This window comes from Micromonospora sp. NPDC049282 (genome assembly GCF_043197045.1).
In the GTDB taxonomy this organism is placed as follows: Bacteria; Actinomycetota; Actinomycetes; order Mycobacteriales; family Micromonosporaceae; genus Micromonospora.
Window position 1 is genome coordinate 101,982 of sequence record NZ_JBICSL010000014.1, and the last position, 20,956, is coordinate 122,937.

The 20,956-nt window shown below is 74.0% G+C and carries 27 protein-coding genes; 15 read left to right on the forward strand and 12 right to left on the reverse strand.

Annotation, left to right across the window (positions count from 1 at the left end):
• Nucleotides 1–53 precede the first annotated feature (53 nt).
• Entirely contained in the window at nt 54–1,019 is a 966-nt protein-coding gene (locus ACGFI2_RS22080) for an NlpC/P60 family protein (RefSeq protein ID WP_393520119.1), read from the reverse strand.
• Nucleotides 1,020–1,306: 287 nt separating this feature from the next.
• Between ACGFI2_RS22080 and ACGFI2_RS22085 the strand changes: the two genes are divergently transcribed.
• A complete protein-coding gene (locus ACGFI2_RS22085; protein ID WP_393520122.1) occupies nt 1,307–1,825 on the forward strand; it encodes a DUF6232 family protein in 519 nt (172 codons plus the stop codon).
• Between the two features lie 7 nt (nt 1,826–1,832).
• On the opposite strand, the gene ACGFI2_RS22090 is transcribed toward ACGFI2_RS22085, so the two are convergent.
• Both ACGFI2_RS22090 and ACGFI2_RS22095 read right to left on the reverse strand, forming a co-directional pair.
• Nucleotides 1,833–2,162, reverse strand: a complete 330-nt coding sequence (locus ACGFI2_RS22090; protein WP_393520125.1) for a DUF3817 domain-containing protein — start codon at nt 2,160–2,162, stop codon at nt 1,833–1,835.
• 25 nt (nt 2,163–2,187) lie between these two features.
• Entirely contained in the window at nt 2,188–2,604 is a 417-nt protein-coding gene (locus ACGFI2_RS22095) for a hypothetical protein (protein ID WP_393520128.1), read from the reverse strand.
• A gap of 121 nt (nt 2,605–2,725) precedes the next feature.
• Between ACGFI2_RS22095 and ACGFI2_RS22100 the strand changes: the two genes are divergently transcribed.
• From ACGFI2_RS22100 to ACGFI2_RS22110, 3 genes are read left to right on the forward strand one after another with little or no spacing between them, the layout of a single operon-like run.
• Entirely contained in the window at nt 2,726–3,025 is a 300-nt protein-coding gene (locus ACGFI2_RS22100; protein ID WP_393520131.1) for a DUF6158 family protein, read from the forward strand.
• A complete protein-coding gene (locus ACGFI2_RS22105) occupies nt 3,025–3,342 on the forward strand; it encodes a hypothetical protein (protein WP_393520134.1) in 318 nt (105 codons plus the stop codon). Before ACGFI2_RS22100 ends, ACGFI2_RS22105 begins: the two co-directional genes overlap by 1 nt.
• 11 nt (nt 3,343–3,353) lie before the next feature.
• A complete protein-coding gene (locus ACGFI2_RS22110; RefSeq protein ID WP_393520137.1) occupies nt 3,354–3,914 on the forward strand; it encodes a DUF1360 domain-containing protein in 561 nt (186 codons plus the stop codon).
• 59 nt (nt 3,915–3,973) lie between these two features.
• Here the strand turns inward: ACGFI2_RS22110 and ACGFI2_RS22115 are convergent, their stop codons facing one another.
• From ACGFI2_RS22115 to ACGFI2_RS22125, 3 genes are read right to left on the reverse strand one after another with little or no spacing between them, the layout of a single operon-like run.
• Nucleotides 3,974–4,207 (reverse strand): hypothetical protein, encoded by a 234-nt coding sequence (locus tag ACGFI2_RS22115; protein ID WP_393520354.1) that lies wholly within the window; start codon nt 4,205–4,207, stop codon nt 3,974–3,976.
• Nucleotides 4,204–4,437, reverse strand: coding sequence for a hypothetical protein (locus ACGFI2_RS22120; RefSeq protein ID WP_393520140.1), 234 nt, complete (start codon nt 4,435–4,437; stop codon nt 4,204–4,206). Before ACGFI2_RS22120 ends, ACGFI2_RS22115 begins: the two co-directional genes overlap by 4 nt.
• Nucleotides 4,438–4,477: 40 nt before the next feature.
• Nucleotides 4,478–5,575, reverse strand: coding sequence for a 3-deoxy-7-phosphoheptulonate synthase (locus ACGFI2_RS22125; RefSeq protein ID WP_393520356.1), 1,098 nt, complete (start codon nt 5,573–5,575; stop codon nt 4,478–4,480).
• A gap of 252 nt (nt 5,576–5,827) precedes the next feature.
• Between ACGFI2_RS22125 and ACGFI2_RS22130 the strand changes: the two genes are divergently transcribed.
• Nucleotides 5,828–6,043, forward strand: a complete 216-nt coding sequence (locus ACGFI2_RS22130; protein ID WP_393520142.1) for a hypothetical protein — start codon at nt 5,828–5,830, stop codon at nt 6,041–6,043.
• Here the strand turns inward: ACGFI2_RS22130 and ACGFI2_RS22135 are convergent.
• Nucleotides 6,018–6,728: a phosphodiesterase gene (locus ACGFI2_RS22135; RefSeq protein WP_393520145.1), complete on the reverse strand. Its 711-nt coding sequence runs from the start codon at nt 6,726–6,728 to the stop codon at nt 6,018–6,020. The genes ACGFI2_RS22130 and ACGFI2_RS22135 overlap by 26 nt on opposite strands.
• Before the next feature lie 82 nt (nt 6,729–6,810).
• Here ACGFI2_RS22135 and ACGFI2_RS22140 point away from each other — a divergent pair, with 82 nt between their 5' ends.
• From ACGFI2_RS22140 to ACGFI2_RS22170, 7 genes are all read left to right on the forward strand, one after another.
• Nucleotides 6,811–8,103, forward strand: a complete 1,293-nt coding sequence (locus ACGFI2_RS22140; protein WP_393520148.1) for a M16 family metallopeptidase — start codon at nt 6,811–6,813, stop codon at nt 8,101–8,103.
• Nucleotides 8,100–9,443: a M16 family metallopeptidase gene (locus ACGFI2_RS22145; RefSeq protein WP_393520151.1), complete on the forward strand. Its 1,344-nt coding sequence runs from the start codon at nt 8,100–8,102 to the stop codon at nt 9,441–9,443. The genes ACGFI2_RS22140 and ACGFI2_RS22145 overlap by 4 nt, the downstream gene beginning before the upstream one ends.
• A gap of 100 nt (nt 9,444–9,543) precedes the next feature.
• Entirely contained in the window at nt 9,544–10,566 is a 1,023-nt protein-coding gene (locus ACGFI2_RS22150; RefSeq protein WP_393520154.1) for an aspartate-semialdehyde dehydrogenase, read from the forward strand.
• 80 nt (nt 10,567–10,646) lie between these two features.
• The gene (locus tag ACGFI2_RS22155) at nt 10,647–11,063 is read left to right on the forward strand and encodes a CBS domain-containing protein (RefSeq protein WP_393520157.1); all 417 of its coding nucleotides are present in this window, start codon (nt 10,647–10,649) and stop codon (nt 11,061–11,063) included.
• Nucleotides 11,064–11,223: 160 nt separating this feature from the next.
• A complete protein-coding gene (locus tag ACGFI2_RS22160) occupies nt 11,224–11,595 on the forward strand; it encodes an SCP2 sterol-binding domain-containing protein (RefSeq protein ID WP_393520160.1) in 372 nt (123 codons plus the stop codon).
• Nucleotides 11,595–13,652, forward strand: coding sequence for a glycogen debranching N-terminal domain-containing protein (locus ACGFI2_RS22165; RefSeq protein WP_393520163.1), 2,058 nt, complete (start codon nt 11,595–11,597; stop codon nt 13,650–13,652). Before ACGFI2_RS22160 ends, ACGFI2_RS22165 begins: the two co-directional genes overlap by 1 nt.
• Before the next feature lie 112 nt (nt 13,653–13,764).
• The gene (locus ACGFI2_RS22170; protein ID WP_393520165.1) at nt 13,765–14,517 is read left to right on the forward strand and encodes a lysophospholipid acyltransferase family protein; all 753 of its coding nucleotides are present in this window, start codon (nt 13,765–13,767) and stop codon (nt 14,515–14,517) included.
• 19 nt (nt 14,518–14,536) lie between these two features.
• Here ACGFI2_RS22170 and ACGFI2_RS22175 read toward each other — a convergent pair whose 3' ends face one another.
• From ACGFI2_RS22175 to ACGFI2_RS22190, 4 genes are all read right to left on the reverse strand, one after another.
• Nucleotides 14,537–15,280, reverse strand: coding sequence for a hypothetical protein (locus ACGFI2_RS22175; RefSeq protein ID WP_393520168.1), 744 nt, complete (start codon nt 15,278–15,280; stop codon nt 14,537–14,539).
• 74 nt (nt 15,281–15,354) lie between these two features.
• Nucleotides 15,355–16,071 (reverse strand): response regulator, encoded by a 717-nt coding sequence (locus tag ACGFI2_RS22180; protein WP_393520170.1) that lies wholly within the window; start codon nt 16,069–16,071, stop codon nt 15,355–15,357.
• The gene (locus tag ACGFI2_RS22185; RefSeq protein ID WP_393520173.1) at nt 16,041–17,234 is read right to left on the reverse strand and encodes a hypothetical protein; all 1,194 of its coding nucleotides are present in this window, start codon (nt 17,232–17,234) and stop codon (nt 16,041–16,043) included. Before ACGFI2_RS22185 ends, ACGFI2_RS22180 begins: the two co-directional genes overlap by 31 nt.
• Nucleotides 17,224–18,396 (reverse strand): sensor histidine kinase, encoded by a 1,173-nt coding sequence (locus ACGFI2_RS22190; protein WP_393520176.1) that lies wholly within the window; start codon nt 18,394–18,396, stop codon nt 17,224–17,226. Before ACGFI2_RS22190 ends, ACGFI2_RS22185 begins: the two co-directional genes overlap by 11 nt.
• Nucleotides 18,397–18,882: 486 nt before the next feature.
• On the opposite strand from ACGFI2_RS22190, the gene ACGFI2_RS22195 reads away from it, so the two are divergent.
• The 3 genes from ACGFI2_RS22195 to ACGFI2_RS22205 are packed head-to-tail and all read left to right on the forward strand — an operon-like array spanning nt 18,883 to nt 20,039.
• Nucleotides 18,883–19,200: a hypothetical protein gene (locus ACGFI2_RS22195; RefSeq protein ID WP_393520178.1), complete on the forward strand. Its 318-nt coding sequence runs from the start codon at nt 18,883–18,885 to the stop codon at nt 19,198–19,200.
• Nucleotides 19,197–19,616 carry a hypothetical protein gene (locus ACGFI2_RS22200; RefSeq protein WP_393520180.1) on the forward strand — a complete coding sequence of 140 codons (420 nt, stop codon included), beginning with the start codon at nt 19,197–19,199 and terminating at the stop codon, nt 19,614–19,616. Before ACGFI2_RS22195 ends, ACGFI2_RS22200 begins: the two co-directional genes overlap by 4 nt.
• Before the next feature lie 12 nt (nt 19,617–19,628).
• Nucleotides 19,629–20,039 carry a TIGR03618 family F420-dependent PPOX class oxidoreductase gene (locus ACGFI2_RS22205; protein ID WP_393520183.1) on the forward strand — a complete coding sequence of 137 codons (411 nt, stop codon included), beginning with the start codon at nt 19,629–19,631 and terminating at the stop codon, nt 20,037–20,039.
• A gap of 4 nt (nt 20,040–20,043) precedes the next feature.
• Here the strand turns inward: ACGFI2_RS22205 and ACGFI2_RS22210 are convergent, their stop codons facing one another.
• The gene (locus ACGFI2_RS22210; RefSeq protein ID WP_393520186.1) at nt 20,044–20,955 is read right to left on the reverse strand and encodes a phytanoyl-CoA dioxygenase family protein; all 912 of its coding nucleotides are present in this window, start codon (nt 20,953–20,955) and stop codon (nt 20,044–20,046) included.
• Nucleotide 20,956 lies beyond the last annotated feature (1 nt).

The window sequence follows — 20,956 nt, forward strand, 5'->3', positions numbered from 1 at the left end:
AACGACGAACGGCCGGCGTCCGATAGGGGAACGCCGGCCGTTCGCCGTCGCGGTCAGACCCGGCCGTAGCCGGCGATCGTCATGATGTTCATGCTCCGCTTGCTCACGTTGCGGCCCGCGCTGGGCGCGTCGATGATCTGGCCGCCACCGACGTAGATCGCCACGTGCCCGAGCCCGGAGTAGAACACCAGGTCACCCGGTTGCAGCGCGTCCCGGCTGATCCGGGTGGTGGCGCTCCACTGGGCTGCCGCGTTGTGCGGCAGCGACTTCCCGGCGGCCCGCCAGGCGGCGAGCGTCAGGCCCGAGCAGTCGTAGCTGCCGGGACCCTCGGAGCCCCACCCGTACGGTTTGCCGACCGCGCCGTAGGCGTACCGCACCGCCACCCCGGCCTTGCCGGAGACGGCCGGCGGCGTGCCCGCCGAGTTCGCCCTGGTGGGCGCCTCGGTGGCCCGCCCGTACGCCTTGCGGCGCATCTCGTAGAGGCGGGACAGGTCCGACTCGATCCGCTTCTTGCCGGCGGTGAGCTGCTTGGCCTGCGCCGCCTCCCGGGCCAGTGTGACGTCGAGCTGGGTCTTCTGGTCGATCAGCCGCCGCTGGTCGGCGGTGAAGCCGGTGATGGTGCGCTGCCGCTGGCGGGTGAGCTGGTCGAGCGTGCCCAGCCGTTCCGGCAGCGCGGCCGTGCCGCCCGGCTCCAGCAGAGCCGCCGCCGTGCGCATGCCACCGGTCTTGTACGCCGTGGCGGCGAGCACGCCGACGTCGGCGCGGCTCCGCTCGGCCTGTTCCTGCAACGGGCCGATCCTGGCCTCCAACGCGGCCGCCTTGGCCTTGTTGGCCTTGATCTCCTCGTTGAGCTTGTTGTAGGACTCGACGATTCGCTCCAGCTCAGTCGAGGACTTCTCGATCTGCTTCGTCAGCTCGGCGGGGGTGGGCTCGGCCCGAGCCACCGACGCCGGGGCGAGCAGCGCGGCCGAGAGGCCGGCCACCGCCAGCGAGCGGAGCAGCATCCGTAAGGACGACAAGAGCGGAAAGCTCCTCTCCATGGTCGGCGGAGCGCGGTTGCGCGACCCGTCGACACCGACCCGGCGCCGTCCGGGTGGACGGCGGTCGACCGGACCGACCTGGACAACCTAACCCGTGATCGGAGTTGTGGGGAGTTCAAGGAGGGGCGAAAGTTGGCAAAGTGTCGGAAAGTGACAATGATGACGTTGATGGTCCATGACTGTTTTCCGGGGTAGCGGACGAGTCACACAATGAACTGCGGGATCCGGGAATCCCACCGCGGGATCCGCGACCCCGGGAGGCCACCGTGCAGACCGATCGCTCCTCCGCCCGCCCGCCCCGCTCGCCGCACGCGACCGCGCCCACCCTGCTCTACGCCCGGCCCGGCATCGTCGTCACCGCCGAACGCTTCACCGTCGGCCGCAACAGCTGGCCGCTCGCCGACATCACCCAGCTCCGGACCGCCCGGGGCCCGCACGACCGGCTCGCCGTCCGGGCGGTCGCCGTCTCCGCCGCGTTGATCGCGTCGGTCGGCCTGCTGCTCGGCTTCACCGGCGGCCTGGAGCGGCTCACCGCCGGGGCGTACCTCACGCTCGGCGCGGTGGGGCTGCTGCCGGTGCTGCTGGTGCTGGCCGGCGACCGCTGGCGGCCCCCGGCGCACGAGCTGTGGGGGCGGATCCGCGGCGCCGAGGTGCTGCTGTTCAGCAGCGACGACGAGCGGCAGTTCGGCCAGGTCACCCGCGCGCTGCTCCGGGCCCGGGAGGGGGCGCGCCTCGGCGGCTGGACCGACCCGCCGGGCGCCGGCCCGTGGCGGCCGGCGCGCTGAACCGCGGTCAGCCGGCGATCGGCTCCGGGGTACGGGGGCGGCGCTCGGCGGCCAGCCAGTGGCTCACCCGCCGCTCGGCGTAGAACGAGACGAACGGCACGGTGCCCGCGAGCATCACCAGCAGCATCCGCTTCAGCGGCCAGTCGGCCCGGCGGGACAGGTCGAACGTGAGCGCCAGATAGAGCATGTAGAGCCAGCCGTGCGCGACGCCCACCACGGCCACCACGCTCGGGTTGTCGAAGCCGTACTTCAGCGGCATGCCGATCAGGACCAGCACCACCAGCGCCACGCCCACGATCCAGGCGATCACGCGGTACCGGGTAAGGGCTCCACCCACCGTCGTCCGTCCTTTCGCACCGGCCTCAGCCGGGATAGTCGCCGGGCCGGGCGCCCGGATTGGCGTTCAACCAGGAAAGATAGCGGTTGTACGCGGCCAGCTCGCCGTCGTCCGCCCCCTCGGCCGGGCCCACCGGCGTCCGGGCGACGCGCACCGGCCGGCGTACCGCCGGGGTGGCGGTGACCGGCTCGTCGCCGACGGCCGCCGGCACCGGGTCGGCCGGCGGCCCGGCCTCGGCCCGCAGGGCCTGCCGCACCTCGCGCCACCACACGAAGACGACGAAGCCGGCGAAGACCGGCCACTCGATCGCGTAGCCGAAGCTCAACGCGTTGCCCCCGGCGGCCCGGGTGACCTGCCACCAGCCCAGCCCGAGGAACCCCACCACCAGCACGACCATGGCCACGTGGCGGACGATCCACGCCGGTGTCCGGAGCCGCTGCATGCCATCGAGGGTACCGGGGTCGCCGGCCGTCTCCGACGCCGCGTCGTAGTGGACGGGGTTTGGTGGCATCCCGGCTGGGCATCCGTCTAGACGCCAGCCCGAACGAGACGAGGGGGCGACGATGACCGAATCGGTACGCCGGGACACCAGCCCGGAGCAGCGCGTCACCGAGTGGGACGGCGACCATGCCCACACCGGGGCCGCCGACGGCGAGATGCCCGGGGTGGACCCCGCCGAGCTGGGCGACGATGACCTGATCCGGGAGATGCGGAGCCTGCACCGGACCCGGCTGGACACGCTGCGGCACGCCACCGACTCCGCGCTCGCCAACCACCTGCGCCGCACCGCCGAGCTGGAGACCGAGTACCTGGCCCGGCACCCCGGCCGTGAGGTCGACCCGCACCGGCTGCGGGACGCCTGATGGCCAGCCACGCCGAGCGCGGCATGTCCGCGCCGCCCGAGGTGGTCTTCAACACCGCCACCGACCCGGACCGGTCCTCCGCCTGGCTGCCCGAGGAGCTGCGCCGCTCCGGAGCCTGCCGGGTGGAGGTGCTCGACGCCGACGACATGCGGGCCCGGTGGAGCAACGACGACTGGTCCGCGGAGATCGACGTGGAACCGGCCGACGCCGGTGGCGCCCGGGTCCGGCTGGACCTGGCCGGGCCCGACCACGGCCTGGCCGAGGAGATCCTGGCCAACCTCGACCGCGAGGTGGCCGACAACCTGACCGCCGGTTGAGCCCGGGCACCATGACGACGAGGGAGGCCGGGTTGACCGGGAGTGGCCTGAAGCAGAAGGTGGCGCGCCTGCGCCAGGCGTACGCGCCGCACGAGCACCGACCGCTGGAGGGCTACCTGAAGGCGATGGGCACCTATGCCGGCGTGACCGCCGCGCTGGTCGGGCTGGTCCGGGCGACCGGCCGGCCGGTGCCCGAGCGGCCCACGACCGGAGACGTGGTGCTGCTCTCGATCGCCACGCACAAGCTGAGCCGGCTGATCTCCAAGGACGCGATCACCAGCCCGCTCCGGGCGCCGTTCACCCGCTACGACCACCCGATCGGCAGCGGCGAGGTGATGGAGCAGGTCCGCGACGAGGGCAGCCCCACCCGGCACGCGCTCGGCGAGCTGGTCAGCTGCCCGTTCTGCCTGGCGGTGTGGGTGGCCACCGGGCTCACCGGCGGGCTGGTGCTGGCGCCCCGGCTGACCCGGCTGGTGGCCACCGCGCTGACCGCGGTCGCCGCCTCCGACTTCCTGCAGATGGGCTACGCGTTGGCCCAGCGGGCGGCCGAGGGCGACCAGCACGAGGAGTGAGCCGACGAACGACGGGGCCGGCGCGTCGCGCCGGCCCCGTTCTCGCGTCACCGTCCGGGTCAGGTGGGGGTGGTGCCGTGGTCCTCGCCGGCCCAGCCGCGCGACGTCTCCGACTCCCGGTCGTCCTCCCCGGTGATGATGTCCCGGTCCACCGCGGTGCGGTCGTGCTCGTTGGCGAAGTCGGGCTCCGGCAGCGTGTCCACGCCCTCCGGGGGCTGGCCGAGCGCCGGCAGGTGCTCGTGCTCGGGCTCACGGTCGGTCATCTGCGTCCTCTCGTCGGCGGGGGTGCTCAGGCGACCGTGCCGCCCAGCAGGTCGGCCACCTCGTCCACCGCGTACTCGCCCTGGGGGAGCGCGGCGACCCGGGTGAGCAGCTCCGCGGGGAGTTCCGCGGTCACCGCCCGGCGGTAGATGTCGGTCTGACTGATCCGCTCCTGGCCGTGGTAGAGGTCGTCGAGCAGGTCGTCGAGCGGCCTGGTGTCCGGCTGCTCGGTCACGGGCGCGTCATCGGTCACGGCGACCACCTACCCGGCCCCGAACCGGTCAAACTCTCCCCAACCCCGCTCAGGCCGGCGCGGGGAGCGTGGCCCGCCGGGCGCGGACGGCCTGGGCCAGGTGGTCGAGCACCTCGGCGGTGGTGTCCCAGCCGAGGCAGGCGTCGGTGATCGACCGGCCGTACTCCAGCTCCCGGGTCGGGTCCAGGTCCTGCCGACCGGAACGCAGGAAGCTCTCCAGCATGATCCCGACGATGCCCCGCCGGCCGGCGGCGAGCTGCCCGGCCACGTCCGCGGCGACCAGTGGCTGGTTGCGGTGGTCCTTGCCGCTGTTGGCGTGACTGGCGTCGATCACCACCCGCTCCGGCAGGCCCGCGGCGCGCAGCAGGTCCAGCGCCCCGGCCACCGACTCCGCGTCGTAGTTGGTCCGGCCGCCCCCGCCGCGCAGCACCAGGTGACCGTCGGCGTTGCCCCGGGTGTGCATGATCGCCGGGATGCCGGAGACGCCGATGCCGGGGAAGACGTGCGGCACGCCGGCCGCCCGGATCGCGTCCACGGCGGTCGCGATGCTGCCGTCCGGGCGGTTCTTCATCCCGATCGGCATGGACAGGCCGGAGGCGAGCTGCCGGTGCACCTGGCTCTCCACCGTCCGGGCCCCGATCGCGCCCCAGGCCACCGTGTCCGCGATGTACTGCGGGGTGATCGGGTCGAGGAACTCGCAGCCCACCGGCAGGCCCAGCCGCAGCACGTCGAGCAGGAGCGCCCGCGCGGTCCGCAGGCCGGTGTTCACGTCGCCCGAGCCGTCCAGCGCCGGGTCGTTGATCAGGCCCTTCCAGCCCACGGTCGAGCGTGGCTTCTCGAAGTAGACCCGCATCACCACCAGCAGGTCGTCGGCGACCCGGTCGGCGGCCTCGCGCAGCCGTCCCGCGTACTCCAGGGCGGCCGCCGGGTCGTGCACCGAGCACGGTCCGACCACCACCAGCAGTCGGTCGTCGGCGCGGTCCAGCACCCGGCCGACCGCGCGCCGGCCGGCCACGACGGCCTCGGCCAGGGACGCGTCGAGCGGCAGGTGGTGGTGCAGCAGGGCCGGGGTGGTCAACGGCACGACGCGGTCGATCCGCTGGTCGATGACCCGGCGGGCATCCGGGGACGTGGTCACGGTGGGGATCCTTCCGCCGACCGCGCCCCGGGGCCGGCGCCCGGGGGTCGAGCCGGCTGCTCGCATGGGAAAGGGCAGGGAACCATCCCTGCCCGGCCGGCTCGAAGAGGAAGTGACGTCAGCTCACGGTCGAGTCACCGGCTCCTCCAGCCGGCTGCCTAAACCATCGATACGAACGCGTCACGCCAGCCAGCCTACCCGACGCGCCCGGGAATACCCGCTGTCGTTCCGCGAAGCGGGACGCGGGGTATGAGGACACCCATGAGCCACGACCAGAGCGACCAGGACCGGATCGAGTCCCGCGCCCACCTGCTGCCCGAGGAGGCGGCGGTGGGCAGCGACGACGCGCAGGCCCAGGCCGACGCGATCCTCGCCGAATCGGATCTGCGGGAGGAGGACCAGAACGTCGCCCCGGACACCGTGCTGGAGCACCGCACCTCCGCCGAGACCGTCAACCCCGTCGAGCCGCCCGACTGACCGCGACGCCCCGGCCCCGACGCGACCCCCGGTAACCGGCGTCCCGCAGCCGGGCCAGCGGTCCGGCCAGCCGCAGTCCCGGCGGCACGTTGCCGATCGGGTCGAAGGCCAGCGCGGCGTCCTCCCGGGCGTCGCGCCGGCCACCCAGGCGCACCTCACCGAACGGCCGCCACGGCCCCACCGCCGAGGCCACCGCGAGCACCAGCCGGGGCTCGTCGCCGGCCACCGCCGCGTCGGCCTCGGCCAGGCTGCGACCCAGGTCGGGTGAGTCCGGGTCGGCCAGCGCGGCCAGGAACAGCCGCCGCGCACCGGCCCGGAAGGACATGATCGAGGTGTACGTCCCGGTGAAGCGCCGCCGGGGCAGCGGCAGGTTCCGCAGCACCGGCGCGGCGCCGCTGGAACTCACCAGCAGGTCCACCGGCGACTCCGGGTCCCGGTGTAGCCGGAGCGCCACGCCCAGCACGTCCGGCCAGCCGGCCGGCGTCGGCGTCCCCTTGGAGAGGCGGACCGTGGCCGGCCAGCGACCGGGCCGGTCCAGCAGCGGCACCCCGGTCGGCGGTCCCGGCGTACCCCAGATCAGCACGTCGGCGGCGAAGACGCGGCCGGCGGGATGCAGCAGGCGGGCGTGCCGGAGCCGGGCCAGCGCGGCGGCGGCACGTTCGACGGCGGACGGTGCGGGGATCATGCCGAGCTGGATACCCCGTCGCGCGGCGACGACGCGGGGCGCGCGTCCCCTTTCCGCCCACCGGATCGGATAGCGTCGTGCCATGCCCGACAGCGGTTTCCCCTGGCCGATCGAGACGACCCGACTGGACAACGGCCTGCGTGTGGTGGTGAGCGAGGACCGCACCGCACCGGCCGTGGCGGTCAACCTCTGGTACGACGTGGGTTCCCGCCACGAACCGGCGGGCCAGACCGGCTTCGCCCACCTCTTCGAGCACCTGATGTTCGAGGGCTCGGTGAACGTGGCGAAGACCGAGCACATGAAGCTGATCCAGGGCGCGGGCGGCTCGCTCAACGCGACCACCAACCCGGACCGGACCAACTACTTCGAGACCGTCCCGGCCGAGCACCTGGAGTTGGCGCTCTGGCTGGAGGCCGACCGGATGGGCGGCCTGGTGCCGGCGCTGACCCAGGAGACGCTGGACAACCAGCGCGACGTGGTGAAGAACGAGCGGCGGCAGCGCTACGAGAACGTGCCCTACGGGGACGCCTGGCTGCGGCTGCTGCCGCTGCTCTACCCGCCCGGCCACCCCTATCACCACGCCACGATCGGGTCGATGGCCGACCTGAACGCGGCCGACCTGGCCACGTTCCAGGCGTTCCACACCACCTACTACGCGCCGAACAACGCGGTCCTCACCGTGGTCGGCGACACCACCGCCGCCGAGGTGTTCGCGCTGGCCGACAAATACTTCGGCGGCCTGCCGCCGCGCCCGGACATCCCGGCCGCCCCGGACGGGCGCACGGTGCCGGCGACCGGCCGGCCCGCGGTGGAGACGGTCACCGCCGACGTGCCCGCCGCCCGCGTCTACCTCGCGCACCGCACCCACCCGTTCGGCGCCCCCGGGTACGACGTGACCACGGTCCTCGCCACCGTGCTCGGCAGTGGCCGGGGCAGCCGGCTCTACCAGCGGCTCGCCGACGGTGAGCGGATCGCCCAGCCGGACCTGGTCGGCGCGTACGGCGTCGACCTGGCGCACGCGCCGGCCCCGCTGATCGCCACCGCCACCGCCCGCCCCGGCGTGACCGCCGACCGGCTGCGCGACGGGCTGGCCGAGGTGGTCGACGAGCTGGCCACCGTGCCGGTGACCGCCGCCGAGCTGGACCGGGCCAAGGCGCTGCTGAGCACCATGTGGTGGCGGCAGATGTCCACCGTGGACGGCCGCGCCGACACGCTCGGCCGGTACGCCACCCAGTTCGGCGACCCGGCCCGGGCCGCCGACCGGCTGCCCGGCTGGCTCGCCGTCACCGCCGAGCAGATCGCCGAGCAGGCCGCCGAGCTGTTCGGCGCCGACGACCGGGTGATCCTGACCTACCTGCCCGAGGAGACCTCATGACGCTGATCGCCACCCGTCCCGGTCCCGGCGCCGCCCGTGCCTACCGGTTCCCCCAGGTGGTCCGGCGGACGGTCGCCGGCGGGCAGGTCGTCGCCGCGCACCTGCCCGGGCAGAACCTCGCCGTCGCGCTGCTGCTGCTCGACGGCGGCGCGGGCCGGGAGCCGGTCGGCAAGGAAGGGCTCGGCGCGGTGCTGGCCAAGGCGCTGGAGGAGGGCACCGCGCAGCGGGACGCCACCGCGTACGCGCTGGCCATCGAGGCGCTCGGCACCGAGCTGGTGAGCGGGCTCGACTGGGACTCGTTCCAGGTCAGCGTGCAGGTCCCGGTGGGCCGGCTGAGCGCCGCGGTGGAGCTGATGGCCGAGGCGGTCCGCACGCCGCGCCTCGACCCGGCCGACGTGCTGCGGGTCCGCGACGACGAGGCGACCGCGCTGCGGATGGACTGGGCCAATCCGGGCCCCCGCGCCGACGCCGTGCTGCGTGCCGACCTGTTCGGCGCCGAGCACCGGTGGGGGCGCCCGCTCTACGGCGACCCGGAGAGCGTGGCCGCGCTGGAGGTGGACGACGTCACGGTCTTCCACTCGGAGTGGTTCATCCGCCCCGGCACCCTCGTCGTCGCCGGTGACCTGGACCGGATCGACCTGGACGCGCTCGGCGCGGCGGCGTTCGCCGGCACCGGCGGCGGGCCGGTGGACCGGGGCGGCCCGATCGAGGCGCCGCTCGCCGACCGGCGGCGGATCATCCTGGTGGACCGGCCCGGCTCGGTGCAGTCCACGCTGCGGCTCGGCCACCCGTCGCCGCACCGCGCACACCCCGACCACGTGCCGATGACGCTCGCCGGCACGGTGCTCGGCGGGGCGTTCACCTCCCGCCTCAACCACCTGATCCGCGAGGTGCGCGGCTACACGTACGGGATCCGCGGCGACTTCGCCTCGTCCCGGCGGTTCGGCCGGTTCGCGGTCAGCTCCGGCGTGCAGACCGCGGTGACCGCGCCGGCGCTCGTCGAGTCGGTGGGCGAGGTCTCGCGTACCCGGCTGACCGGGGTGACCGAGGAGGAGTTGGAGGTGGCCCGCTCGTGGCGGGCCGGCCAGCTCTCGGTCGAGCTGCAGAGCCCACGGGCGATCGCGTCCGCGCTGACCACGCTTGTGGTGCACGACCTGCCGGACGACTACCACGCCCGGCTGCGCGAGGCGCTGCTCGCGGCCACCGTCGAGGAGGTCTCCGCGGCGGCCGCGGCGCACCTGCACCCGGAGGCGCTGACGCTCGTCGTCGAGGGGGACGCGGCGGTGATCCGGGACGAGCTGGTGGCCGCCGGCCTCGGCGAGGTGGTCGACCACGCGTGACCGGGCGGGGGCGGCGGGACCGGTGTGATTCCCGTCGCCCCGGCCCGCGCGCTGGGAAAGACTTCCCGCCCGCGCGGCTCGGCTGGGTAGCCTCGCGGACATGAGGATCGGCATTGTGGGTGCCACCGGCCAGGTCGGTGGCGTGATGCGGCAGGTGCTGGCGGAGCGCGACTTCCCGGCGGATCAGGTGCGGTTGTTCGCCTCGGCCCGCTCGGCCGGGCGCGCCCTGTCCTGGCGCGACGGCGAGGTGACCGTCGAGGACGCGGCCACCGCGGACTACCGCGGTCTGGACATCGTGCTCTTCTCGGCCGGCAGGGGCACCGCGAAGGAGTTGGCGCCCCGGGTCGCCGAGGCCGGCGCCGTGGTGATCGACAACTCGTCGGCGTACCGGATGGACCCCGAGGTGCCGCTGGTGGTCGCCGAGGTCAACCCGCACGCGATCGCCGACCGGCCCAAGGGCATCGTGGCCAACCCGAACTGCACCACGATGGCCGCCATGCCGGTGCTGCGTCCGCTGCACGCCGAGGCCGAGCTGGTCAGCCTGGTGGTCGCCACCTACCAGGCGGTGTCCGGCGCCGGCCTGGCCGGCGTGGCCGAGCTGGACGAGCAGGTCCGCAAGGTGGCCGAGGACGCGAGCGCGCTCGCCTTCGACGGCTCGGCGGTCCAGTTCCCGGCCCCCCGCTCGTTCGCCCGCCCGATCGCCTTCAACGTGCTCCCGCTGGCCGGTTCCATCGTCGACGACGGCTCCGACGAGACCGACGAGGAACAGAAGCTGCGCAACGAGACCCGCAAGATCCTCCAGATTCCCGGGCTGAAGGTCTCCGGCACCTGCGTGCGGGTGCCGGTCTTCACCGGCCACTCGTTGCAGATCAACGCCCGGTTCGCCCGGCCGATCGACCCGGCCCGGGCCCGCGAGCTGCTCGACGGCGCGCCGGGGGTGGCGCTCAGCGACGTGCCCACCCCGCTGGAGGCGGCCGGCCAGGACCCGACGTACGTGGGGCGGATCCGGGTCGACGAGACGGTCGAGCACGGGCTGGCGCTGTTCTGCGCAAACGACAACCTGCGCAAGGGCGCGGCGCTCAACGCCGTACAGCTCGCCGAGCTGGTCGCCGCCGAGCGCTGACCCGCCCGGCGGCCGGGCCCGGCGTTACCCCGCCTCGGACGGCGGGTAGACCGCGGTGCCGACACCGAGAGGGGAGCACCATGACAACGGTCGGAGAGTTCATGACGACCCGGTTGGTGACGATGGACGGCAACGACACGCTCACCGCCGCGGCCCAGGAGATGCGCGACAGCGCCATCGGCGACGTGGTGGTCACCGACGGTGACGACGTGGTCGGCATCGTCACGGACCGGGACATCACGGTCCGTGGCGTGGCCGAGGACCGGAACCCCGCCACCACCCGGCTCAACGAGATCACCAGCAAGGACGTGGTGACGGTGAGCCAGAACGACGACGTCGTGGCCGCCGCCGACCTGATGCGCACGTACGCCGTCCGTCGGCTTCCGGTGATCGAGGACGGGCACCTGATCGGCCTGATCTCGATGGGTGACCTGGCGGTGGAGCGGGAACCCCAGTCGGTGCTCGCGGACATCAGCGCCGACGACCCCAACAACTGACCGTCCGCCGCGGTGACGCCGGCCCCCGGTTCGGGGGCCGGCGTCTCGCGTATGCCGGCCCGCCGCGGCCTCACCCGATCCGGGCGAGGTTGACCCGGGACCCGGCGGGGACCCGTTGTCGACGGGGAGGCCGGCGGTATCGCGGGAGGAGTGGCCTTCGATGGTGGACATGACCACGAGATTCTTCGAGGACCTGGATCGGCGCGGGTTCGAGCCGCTGCTGGTCAAGACGTCCGGAACCCTCCGGTTCGACCTGCACGAGGGCGCGCAGACCACGCACTGGCTGCTGGAGATCGACCGGGGCAACCTGCGGGTCCGGCAGGAGGACGGCGAGGCGGACACCGTGGTCGGCACCGGCCCCCGGCTCTTCGGCGCGCTCGTCGACGGCGAGGAGAACGCCATCGCGGCGCTGCTGCGCGGCGACATGACCGTCGTCGGTGACCTGCGGCTCGTCCTCGAGATCGAACGGCTCTTCCCCGGTCCGCCGGGCTCCCGCGGACCGCACCACGCCTTTGCCAGGAGGGTCGCCTGATGGCCGCCAACAACACCGTCCGGATCCTGGACGGCAACACGTTCGTGGTCTCCGAGGAAACCGGTGACATCGAGGCCACGCCGAGTGAGCCGACCGGTCTCTTCTCGCTCGACACCCGGTACCTGTCGAAGTGGGTGCTCACGGTGAACGGCGAGCGGCTCAACGCGCTCTCCTACGACGACCTGCAGTACTTCGAGGCCCGCTTCTTCCTGGTGCCGGGCATGGCCACGCACTACGTCGACGCGAAACTGTCGATCATCCGGGAGCGGGCGGTCGGGGGCAGCTTCCGGGAGACGCTGACCATTCTGAACCACGACGAGAAGGCGGTCGACCTGGACGTCCGGATGGACGCCGGGGCCGACTTCGCCGACCTCTTCCAGGTCAAGGACGAGATTCTCAACAAGAAGGGCGAGCTGTACGCCGAGGCGGAACCGGACCGGCTGCGGCTGGGCTACCGGCGGGGGAACTTCAAGCGGGAGACGGTCGTCTCCGCGAACCAGCCGGCCCGCTACGACAACCGTGGCTTCGGCTGGAGCATCCACCTGGAGCCCAACGAGCAGTGGGACGTCGTCATCGACGTGCAGACCTTCGCCATCGGGCCCGGCGGCCGGGACCTGCGGATCGGGTTGCGGGCGCACGGCACCGAACGGCTCGCGCTCCAGCACGACCTGGAGGAGTGGATCGACCGGGCGCCCAAGGTGAACAGCGAGCACGAACGTCTCGCCGCGACCTACCGGCGGAGCCTGGTCGACCTCGCCGCGCTGCGCTTCTCGCCGCTGTCGCTCGGTGGGCAGACGTTGCCCGCGGCCGGCCTGCCCTGGTTCATGACCATGTTCGGCCGGGACAGCATCCTCACCTGCCTGCAGGTGCTGCCGTTCGCGCCCGGGATGTCGAGGACCACGCTGCGCATCCTCGCCGCCCTCCAGGGCACCCGGTTCGACGACTTCCGGGACGAGGACCCGGGCCGGATCCTGCACGAGATGCGGTACGGCGAGACCGCCGCGTTCGAGGAACAACCGCACTCGCCCTACTACGGCTCGGTGGACGCGACCCCGCTGTTCGTGGTGCTGCTCGACGAGTACGAGCGGTGGAGCGGCGACGTGGCGCTGGTCAAGGAGCTGGAACGGGAGTGCCGCGCCGCGCTGAAGTGGATCGACGACTACGCCGACCTGATCGGCAACGGCTACATCTGGTACGAGCGGCGCAACACCGACACCGGCCTGGAGAACCAGTGCTGGAAGGACTCCTGGGACTCCGTCTCGTACGCCGACGGCTCGCTGCCGCCGTTCCCGCGGGCCAGCTGCGAGGTGCAGGGGTACGCGTACGACGCGAAGATGCGCGCCGCCCGGTTGGCCCGGGAGTTCTGGGGCGATCCCGCGTACGCCGACCAGCTGGAACGCGAGGCGGCGGAGCTGAAGGCGCGGTTCAACCGCGACTGGTGGGTGAAGGACGGCGGCTTCTACGCGCTGGCGCTGGACCCGCAGGGGCGGCAGTGCGACGTGCTCAGCTCCAACATCGGCCACCTGCTGTGGAGCGGCATCGTCGACGAGGAACGGGCGCCGCGGATCGCCGAGCACCTGGTGGGGCCGCGGCTCTGGTCCGGCTGGGGGGTGCGGACGCTGGCCGAGGGCGAGGTCCGCTACAACCCGATCGGCTACCACAACGGCGCGATCTGGCCGTTCGACAACTCGTTCATCGCCTGGGGGCTGCGCCGCTACGGCTTCGCCGAGGAGGCGGCCACCGTGGCCAACGGCATCCTGGACGCGGCGACCTACTTCGACGGCCGGCTGCCGGAGGCGTTCGGCGGCTACCAGCGGGAGCTCACCAAGTTCCCGGTGGAGTATCCGACCGCCTGCACCCCGCAGGCCTGGTCGACCGGGGCCCCGCTGCTGCTGATCCGGACCATGCTGGGGCTGGAGCCGCACGAGGGGCACCTGGCGGTGGACCCGCGGCTGCCGGTGGGGATGGGGCGGATCGAGGTGCTGGACATCCCGGGCCGGTGGGGCCGGGTGGACGCGTTCGCCCGTGGCCGGCTGGACCTGCACAACCACGGCTGACCCGTTCGGTCATCGACCCATCGTGGCCGCGGCCGGGCCGGTACGCGACCCCGGTCTGCCCAGGGCAGAGCGGCCCTACGGACGCGTGACCTACCCGGGGTAAAGTTGCCGGATGCCGGAGCTCGTGTACCCGCCCGTGATCACCGCCGCCAAGACGATGTTCCGCGCCCTCGACCTGCGCCTGGACGTGCGGGGCAGCGAGCACGTGCCCGCCACCGGCGGGGCGGTGCTCGCGTCCAACCACGTCAGCTACCTCGACTTCATCTTCTGCGGCTACGGGGCGCACGAGTCCCGCCGGCTGGTCCGGTTCATGGCCAAGGAGAGCGTCTTCCGGCACCGGGTCTCCGGCCCGCTGATGCGCGGCATGAAGCACATCCCGGTCAACCGCGCCGCCGGCGCCGGTTCGTACGCCGCCGCGGTCGGCGCGCTGCGCCGGGGCGAGGTGGTCGGCGTCTTCCCGGAGGCGACGATCAGCCGCTCCTTCACGGTCAAGGACCTCAAGAACGGCGCGGCCCGGATGGCGCAGGAGGCCGCCGTGCCACTGCTGCCGGTGGCGCTCTGGGGCACCCAGCGGCTGTGGACCAAGGGGCGTCCGCGCACCCTGACCCGCCGGCACACCCCGATCACCATCCTGGTGGGCGAGACGATCGACCCGGCCGCCCATGCGGACGCCACCGCTCTGACCGCCGAGCTGCGCACCCGGCTGTCGGCGCTCGTCGACCGCGCCCAGCGGGAATACCCGGAGCAGCCGGCCGGCCCGGACGACGCCTGGTGGCAGCCGGCCCACCTGGGCGGCGGCGCGCCGACCCCGGAGCAGGCCGTCGAACTGGACCGGTCCGACCGCCGCTCCCGCACCACCTCCTGACCGCTGCCCGACAGGCGGGTCAGCAGGCGGAGCCGGGCAGGTCCCGGGCCGGGAAGTCGAGTCGCGGCCAGTCCGACGCCTCCGCCACCGGCTGGCGGTAGTAGTCGTCCCGGGACAGGAACTCCACCGGGAGCGAGCCGGGCAGCGTCACCGTGCCGAGCGTCGGGCCGGGGGAGGCGGCGACCCGGGTGGCGAGGGCGTCCCGCTCCGGCGGGGACAGGTCCACCATGTCGGGGTGGGCCAGCCGGAACCCGGCCACCGAGCGGCGTACCTGCCGGGCCAGCGCGGTGACCAGGGCGACCGGGCCGGTGAGGGCGAGCGCCGGCTGCCGGATCGTGCGCAGCGCGTCGCAGACCACCCGCAGCTCCGCCGTGTCGTCGCCGACCTCGGCCAGCTCCAGCCGGGACGGCCACTGCCAGCGGATCTGACCGCTGACCAGGCGGGACAGCCGGACCAGGCGCCGGTGCCGGGCGCCGGTCGGGCCGTCCCGCCCGGAGACCAGGGACAACTCGGGCCCGGTGCAGACGTAGGCCAGCCGCCGGTCGGTCACGGTGACCGACGCCGGGTCGGGCAGCGCCCAGCAGCGTACGTCCTCGGTGGGGCCGAGCAGGTGGCCGGCGACCGGCAGCCGGTGCTGGCCGAGCAGCCGTTCGCCCGGCTCGGGCACCAGCGCGTAGCGCCGGTCGAGCAGGGGACGGGTGGGGTCGTCGTCGGCATCGAAGCGGTGTGGCCCGATGAAGAAAGGTGCGGCGTCCTCCGGCACGGTACGACCTCCCGGTGACGGTTGGCGGTACCGGTGAGCCTGACCGATTCCTGGGGTGATTGTCATGACACCCGTTAGGGGGTCGGCCGGTCGGCCGACGCCTGCGACCGGTAGATGCCGATATCTTCCGGTCGGACGAGGCCGTCCTCGATCGCCCGGGCGAGGAGAGCCGCCTTGGTGGCCGCCGGACGACCCGCTCGGGTGTACTTGATCCGCGCCCGGTCCACGTACTGCTTGACGGTGTGCTCGCTGATCTGCATCCGGCGCGCCACCGACGCCTTCGACATCGACTGGAACCAGAGCAGCAGCGCCTCACGCTCCTTGTCCGACAGGGCCGGGCGGTCCGGGCGGGCGTCCCCGACCATCGCCCCGGCCAGCGCCGGCGGCACGTACGGGCGGTCTTTCGCCGCCGCGAGCACGGTGCCCACGCAGTGCTCCCGCCCCTCGTGCTTGGCCAGGAACGCCACCGCGCCCGCGTCCAACGCGGCCAGCATGATCTGCGGGTCGGTGTGCTCGGAGTAGACCACCACCCGCCGCCCGGCCGCGCTCAGCTCGGCCAGCTTGTCGAGCACCATCCGCCCGTGCAGTCGCAGGTCGAGCAGCACCACCTCGGCCTCCGGCGCGGCCCGCAGCACCACGTCCGGGTCGTCGCCGGTCGCCAGCACCCGCAGCCGCGGCTCGGTCGCCAGCCAGGCGCGCACCCCGTCGATCACCACGGGGTGGTCGTCGACGATCGCCACCCCGATCGGGTGCCCGGCGTTCACGTCCGCCGCCAGCGGGTCTGCGTCCATCTGATCTCCCCGTCCCGCTCGTGCAGGCGCTCCACCGGGCCGTCGCCGCCGGCCGGCGCCACGGAGTCGTCCGGGCCGTCGTGGTCCGGTGTCACCAGGCTGACCACCACCTCGTCCGAGCCGGCGACCACGGTCAGCCGGGCCCAGCCGCGGGCGCCGGCGAGCGCGGCCGTGAGCGGGTCGGCCAACCCCCGGCGCACGTCGACCGGCAGCTCCGACGGCGTGCCGACCGCGACCAGCTCGATCGGCAGGCCGTTCCGTTCGGCCAGGTCGGCGGCGGCGCGCAGCTCGTGCAGCAGCGGGTCGGGCACGTCGTCGGACTCGGCGATCAGCCGGCGCAGCCGGGCGGCGGCCAGCACCGCGCGGCGGCGTACCGCCGGGTCGGCCGGGTCGGCGTCGCCGGCCGCCAGCGCCGTCAGCACCTCCTCGGCGGTGCCGCTGACCAGGGCGAGGCGCGCCTGCCGCTCGCCCTGGGCGCGTTCGGCCGCCTCCCGCTCGGCGGCCACCGCCAGCACCGCCGCGGCGGTGCCGGCCCGGTCCCGGGCCAGCGCGGTCAGCGCCGCCGCGCCGGCGAAGACCGCCACCGGCAGCGTGGAGGTGCCGTAGACGTACATGGCGTAGCGGCTCAGGTCGGCCGGCGCGGTCGCGCCGTGCAGCACCACCGCCACCAGCGCGATCGCCGCGTGCGCCGCGAGCAGGATCAGCAGCCAGCGCACCGGCCGCTGCCAGAGCACCAGCAGGAAGAACCAGGCCAGCCCGCCCCACACCCAGTTCGCGGTGGTGAACAGGAACCGCTCGCCGGCCGCCGCGAAGACCGCCGCGTCGACCACCAGCAGCGCCGCGGCCAACCAGACGGCCGGGGGCAGCCCGCCGCGCAGCAGGCGTACCCCGGTGGCGACGCCGACCAGCGCGGTCACCAGCCAGCCGGCCGTCACCACCACCGGGGCGGCCATCCCGGACCCGGCCGCCAGCACCGCCGGCAGCCCGATCACCAGATGCCAGGCCAGCGCGATGACGACGGCGACGAGCCGGGCCCCCCGGTCCGACGCGTCCGCCACGGCGTGCGCCTCCGGCGCCACGGCCACCCCCGCCGGCGCGGCCACCCTGGGCCGGGGGCGCAGCGCCGGGCGCCGGGTGGCCGCCGTGGGGGACTCAGTCGCCATCCGGCCACTCCAGCCGAACCCGGGTGCCGGCGCCGGGGGCGGAGGCCACCACCGCCCGACCGTCCACCGTGGCCATCCGGCCGTGGATCGACTCGCGCAGCCCGTACCGGTGGGCCGGGACCGTCGCCGGGTCGAAGCCGGGACCGTCGTCGGCCACCTCGACCACGACGGCGTCGCCCTCGCGGGTCAGGCGCAGCGCGGTGGTCGCGCCCGGCGCGTGCCGAGCCACGTTGGCCAGCGCGGCGGCGGCGCTGTCGGCGAGCGCCGCGGCGACCTCCGCCGGCACCCGGCACGGCGGCAGCGTCGCGGTCACCGGCAACTCCGGCAGCCCGGCGAGGACCGTGCGCAGCCGTTCGTCCAGGTCCGCCTCACCGGTCGCGGTCCGCGCGCCGGCCAGGGCGCTGAGGGTACGCAGGTCAGCCGCGCACCGCTCGCGCAGCGCCGTCGAGCCGCGGGGGACCGCGCCGAGCCCGACCATGGTCAGCGTGCCGAGGACCGTGTCGTGCAGGTCCCGGTTGTGCCGCCGTTCCGCCTCGCGCGCGGTGCGCGCCACCACCGCCTCGTGGGACAACCGTCGGTAGTCGGCGAACGCGGCGTCGCCCCGGCCGATCCAGCGACGCATCACCGCGGTCATCACGGCCGTGCAGCCGGTCTGCACCAGCAGGGTGCCGGTGTGCGCCCGTGCCTCGACCGGGTTCCCGGCCAGCGTGACGCCGGTCGCGTAGGCGGCGGTGACCAGCAGGCCGGCCGGCACCGACCAGCGGGCCGGAGCGGTGGCCTGGGCGTTGATCACCGTGGTGCTGGCCAGCACCGCGACCCAGCTCCCCTCGCCGGGCAGCACCTCCGGCGCGACCAGCCATCCGGCGGCCAGCGCGGTGGCGGTGGTGAGTGCCACGTCACCGGCCACCAGCGCCACGCCGATGCCGTGCCGGAACGCGCGGACGGCGTACCAGCCGGACCAGACGGTGAGCGCGACGACGGCCGGGACCAGCAGCGCCACCCGCACCGGCGGCGTCCGCACCGACAGGGCGACCACTGCGCCGACCAGGCCGCAGGTGAGCCGGAGCAGCGCCGGCAGGGTGGTGAAGATCAGCGTGAACGCGCCGCCCGCGGGGCGGTCCAGTGGGGACCGTGGCAGAGTCGTGGCGGCAGCCACCGGCATCGGGGAGGTGTCCTTCCGGCAGCGACCCGGCCGGGTCCGCACGGCATAGATTGACGCCGGAGAATAACATAATTTGTCGGAACCGGTCACCCTCGGTGCGCGGCGCGTCGCTTACCCGACTGCGGGAAAGCGGAGCGTCGCCGTCTGCTTTGCGGATCTGCGACTGAGCCACGCCAGGGCCGGCTCGGCGTGCCGGAGCACGGAGATGTGCCCGTCCTCGGGAAAGCGGCGCAACTCGGCGGACGGACAACGACCGGCCAGCCACTCCGCGTGCGCCACCGGCGCGATGCCGTCTCGGTCACCATGGGCGGAGACTAGCGGCGACCGGTGACACTCCCGCCGGCCACGGCCCGGGCAGGTCCGCCCGGCCGCCCGCTCGACGTCGCGGGCCGCCGTGGTTCGCGGCTCGCGCCTCTCGAACTGACGGCGGGGACGACTCGACGCGAGGGGCGGCGGGAGCGGCGTCGCCGGCGGATACTCGGCGGCATGACGCTGCGGTCACCCGGCGCCCGGGACCGGTCGAGGAAAGCTTTCCTGGTGATGCTCGGCTGGCACGGGGCGGTCGTCGTGGCGTACGGCCTGCTCGTGGTCGCGACGCCGGCCGGCGGCGATTCCCCGCGGCCGGCGATGCTGCGGTTCGGGCTCGCCGCGGTGCTGCCGGCGCTCCTCGTCGCTCTGCTGGTCAGCCTGCTCGCGCTGAGGCTGCTCCGCGACCGCGTCCGGTCGGCGGCGCTGGCCGGCACCGTGGCCGCGACGCCCGCGCTGCTCCTGGGCGCGGTGCTGGCCGCCATGGTCGCCCGATGACGACGGAGTCCATCGAGGACCGGACGCAGCGCCTGTTGCGGAGGGGTCCGTTCCTGGTCGCGCTGCTCGGCACGGTCGTGGTCGGGTTCCGGCTGCTCCTGCCGATCCGGATCGGGCCCGGCGACCACGAGAAGAACACCAGCTGCGGAAACGCCGTGGCGATGGATCTCGGGCCGTGGCAGCGCTTCCCGGGCCAGCCGGACTCGACGCACTATCTGGATCTGGCGTACCGGGCGTGCACCGCCGAACGCGTCGACCGGATCGCCCAGTCGGTCGCGGCGCTGACGGTGACGCTGCTCGTCGTGGTCGGACTGAGGTGGTGGCACACCTCGCGGCAGGAGTGGTCCAGCCTGCCGGGGGAGTCGGCCCGTTCGACTCCGGCTTCAGGCTGCGGGACCCTCGATGCGGAGATGTGATGCACTCTGCGGATGGCTGGACCGCCCTCGGCACCTCTGCCACCCGACGTCGAAGCGCGACTCGCCCACGAGCGGAACGTCTGGCTGTGCACCCTGCGCCCCGACGGCTCCCCGCACCTGACGCCGGTCTGGTTCGTCCACGCCGACGGCGTCTGGTGGGCCAGCTGCGAGGCCGGCAGCGTCAAGGCCCGCAACGTGGCGGCGGACCCACGGGTCTCCCTGGCCCTGGAGGACGGCGTCAACCCGGTCGTCGCCGAGGGCGTCGCCCGACTGCACCGTGGCGACTTCCCACCCGCCGTCGTGGCGGCCTTCGCCGCCAAGTACGAGGGCTGGGACATCCGGCGGTCCGTCACGTCGGAGGGTGATCGGGTCCTGCTGGAGATCCCGGTCCGGCGGTGGCTGCTCGCCGGCACGGCCCGGTAGCGACTCAGACCTGCCAGGGCGTCATGTCCAGGTGCGGGTAACGCTCGGCCACGCCGGCGACGGTCTCGGCGGTCCAGTAGGGATGGCCGGGCGGCGGGAAGCCGAACAGCGCGAGCTGTGCCGGGGTGGCCCGACTCACGAAGCGGTACCACCCGGGCTCGTGGCTCCGGTCGGCCCAGGCGTGACGGTTGCCCCAGTCCACGGCGGCCGGCCGGTAGCTGAGGTGCATGGTGTAGCGCGCGCCCCTTGGCGTGCTCATGCCGGTGCCCCGATGGAACGTGCCGGGTTGGAACGCGACGACCGTGCCGGCCGGACCGGCGCCGGACACCTCCGCCTCGTAGAGGTGCGGGCTGCCGGCCGGCGCGACGAACTCGCCGAACCTCTCGCCCACGTCGGTACGGGGGTACCAGTTCGGCCTCGCCGGAAGGCCCCGGGTGTGCCGCGTGGACAGCAGGTGCGGCGGGCCGAGGCCCTCGGGCACGTCGACGAGGTAGACGAACATCTCCAACTGCCGGTGGTCGGGCGCGTCCGTCGGCACCAGCAGGGTGTGGTTGAGGTAGTCGCGGTGCAGTGCCTGGTCGTAGTCGGCCGCTCCGGTGAACTTCGCCCAGGCCTCGGCCGAGTAGACCCGGAGATCGTCGGTGGCGAGCAACGCGCGCGCCAGACGCACCAGGCGGTCACCCACCGCCAGCAGGCTGAGTTCGACGCTGTCGAAGGGGAAGCCCTGAATGCCGGCGAACTCGTCGCCGAGGTAGCGGCCCCGCCGCGGATCCGTCTCGTCGTGGAACCCTTCGGGCGACGGAAACACGGTGCCCAGCTCGTCGAGCGCGGGCGCCAGGTCCGCTGCCGGGAGAAAGCCGGGCAGGACGACGAACCCTTCGGTCTCCCACTCGTTTCGGGCGACGTCCTCATTCATC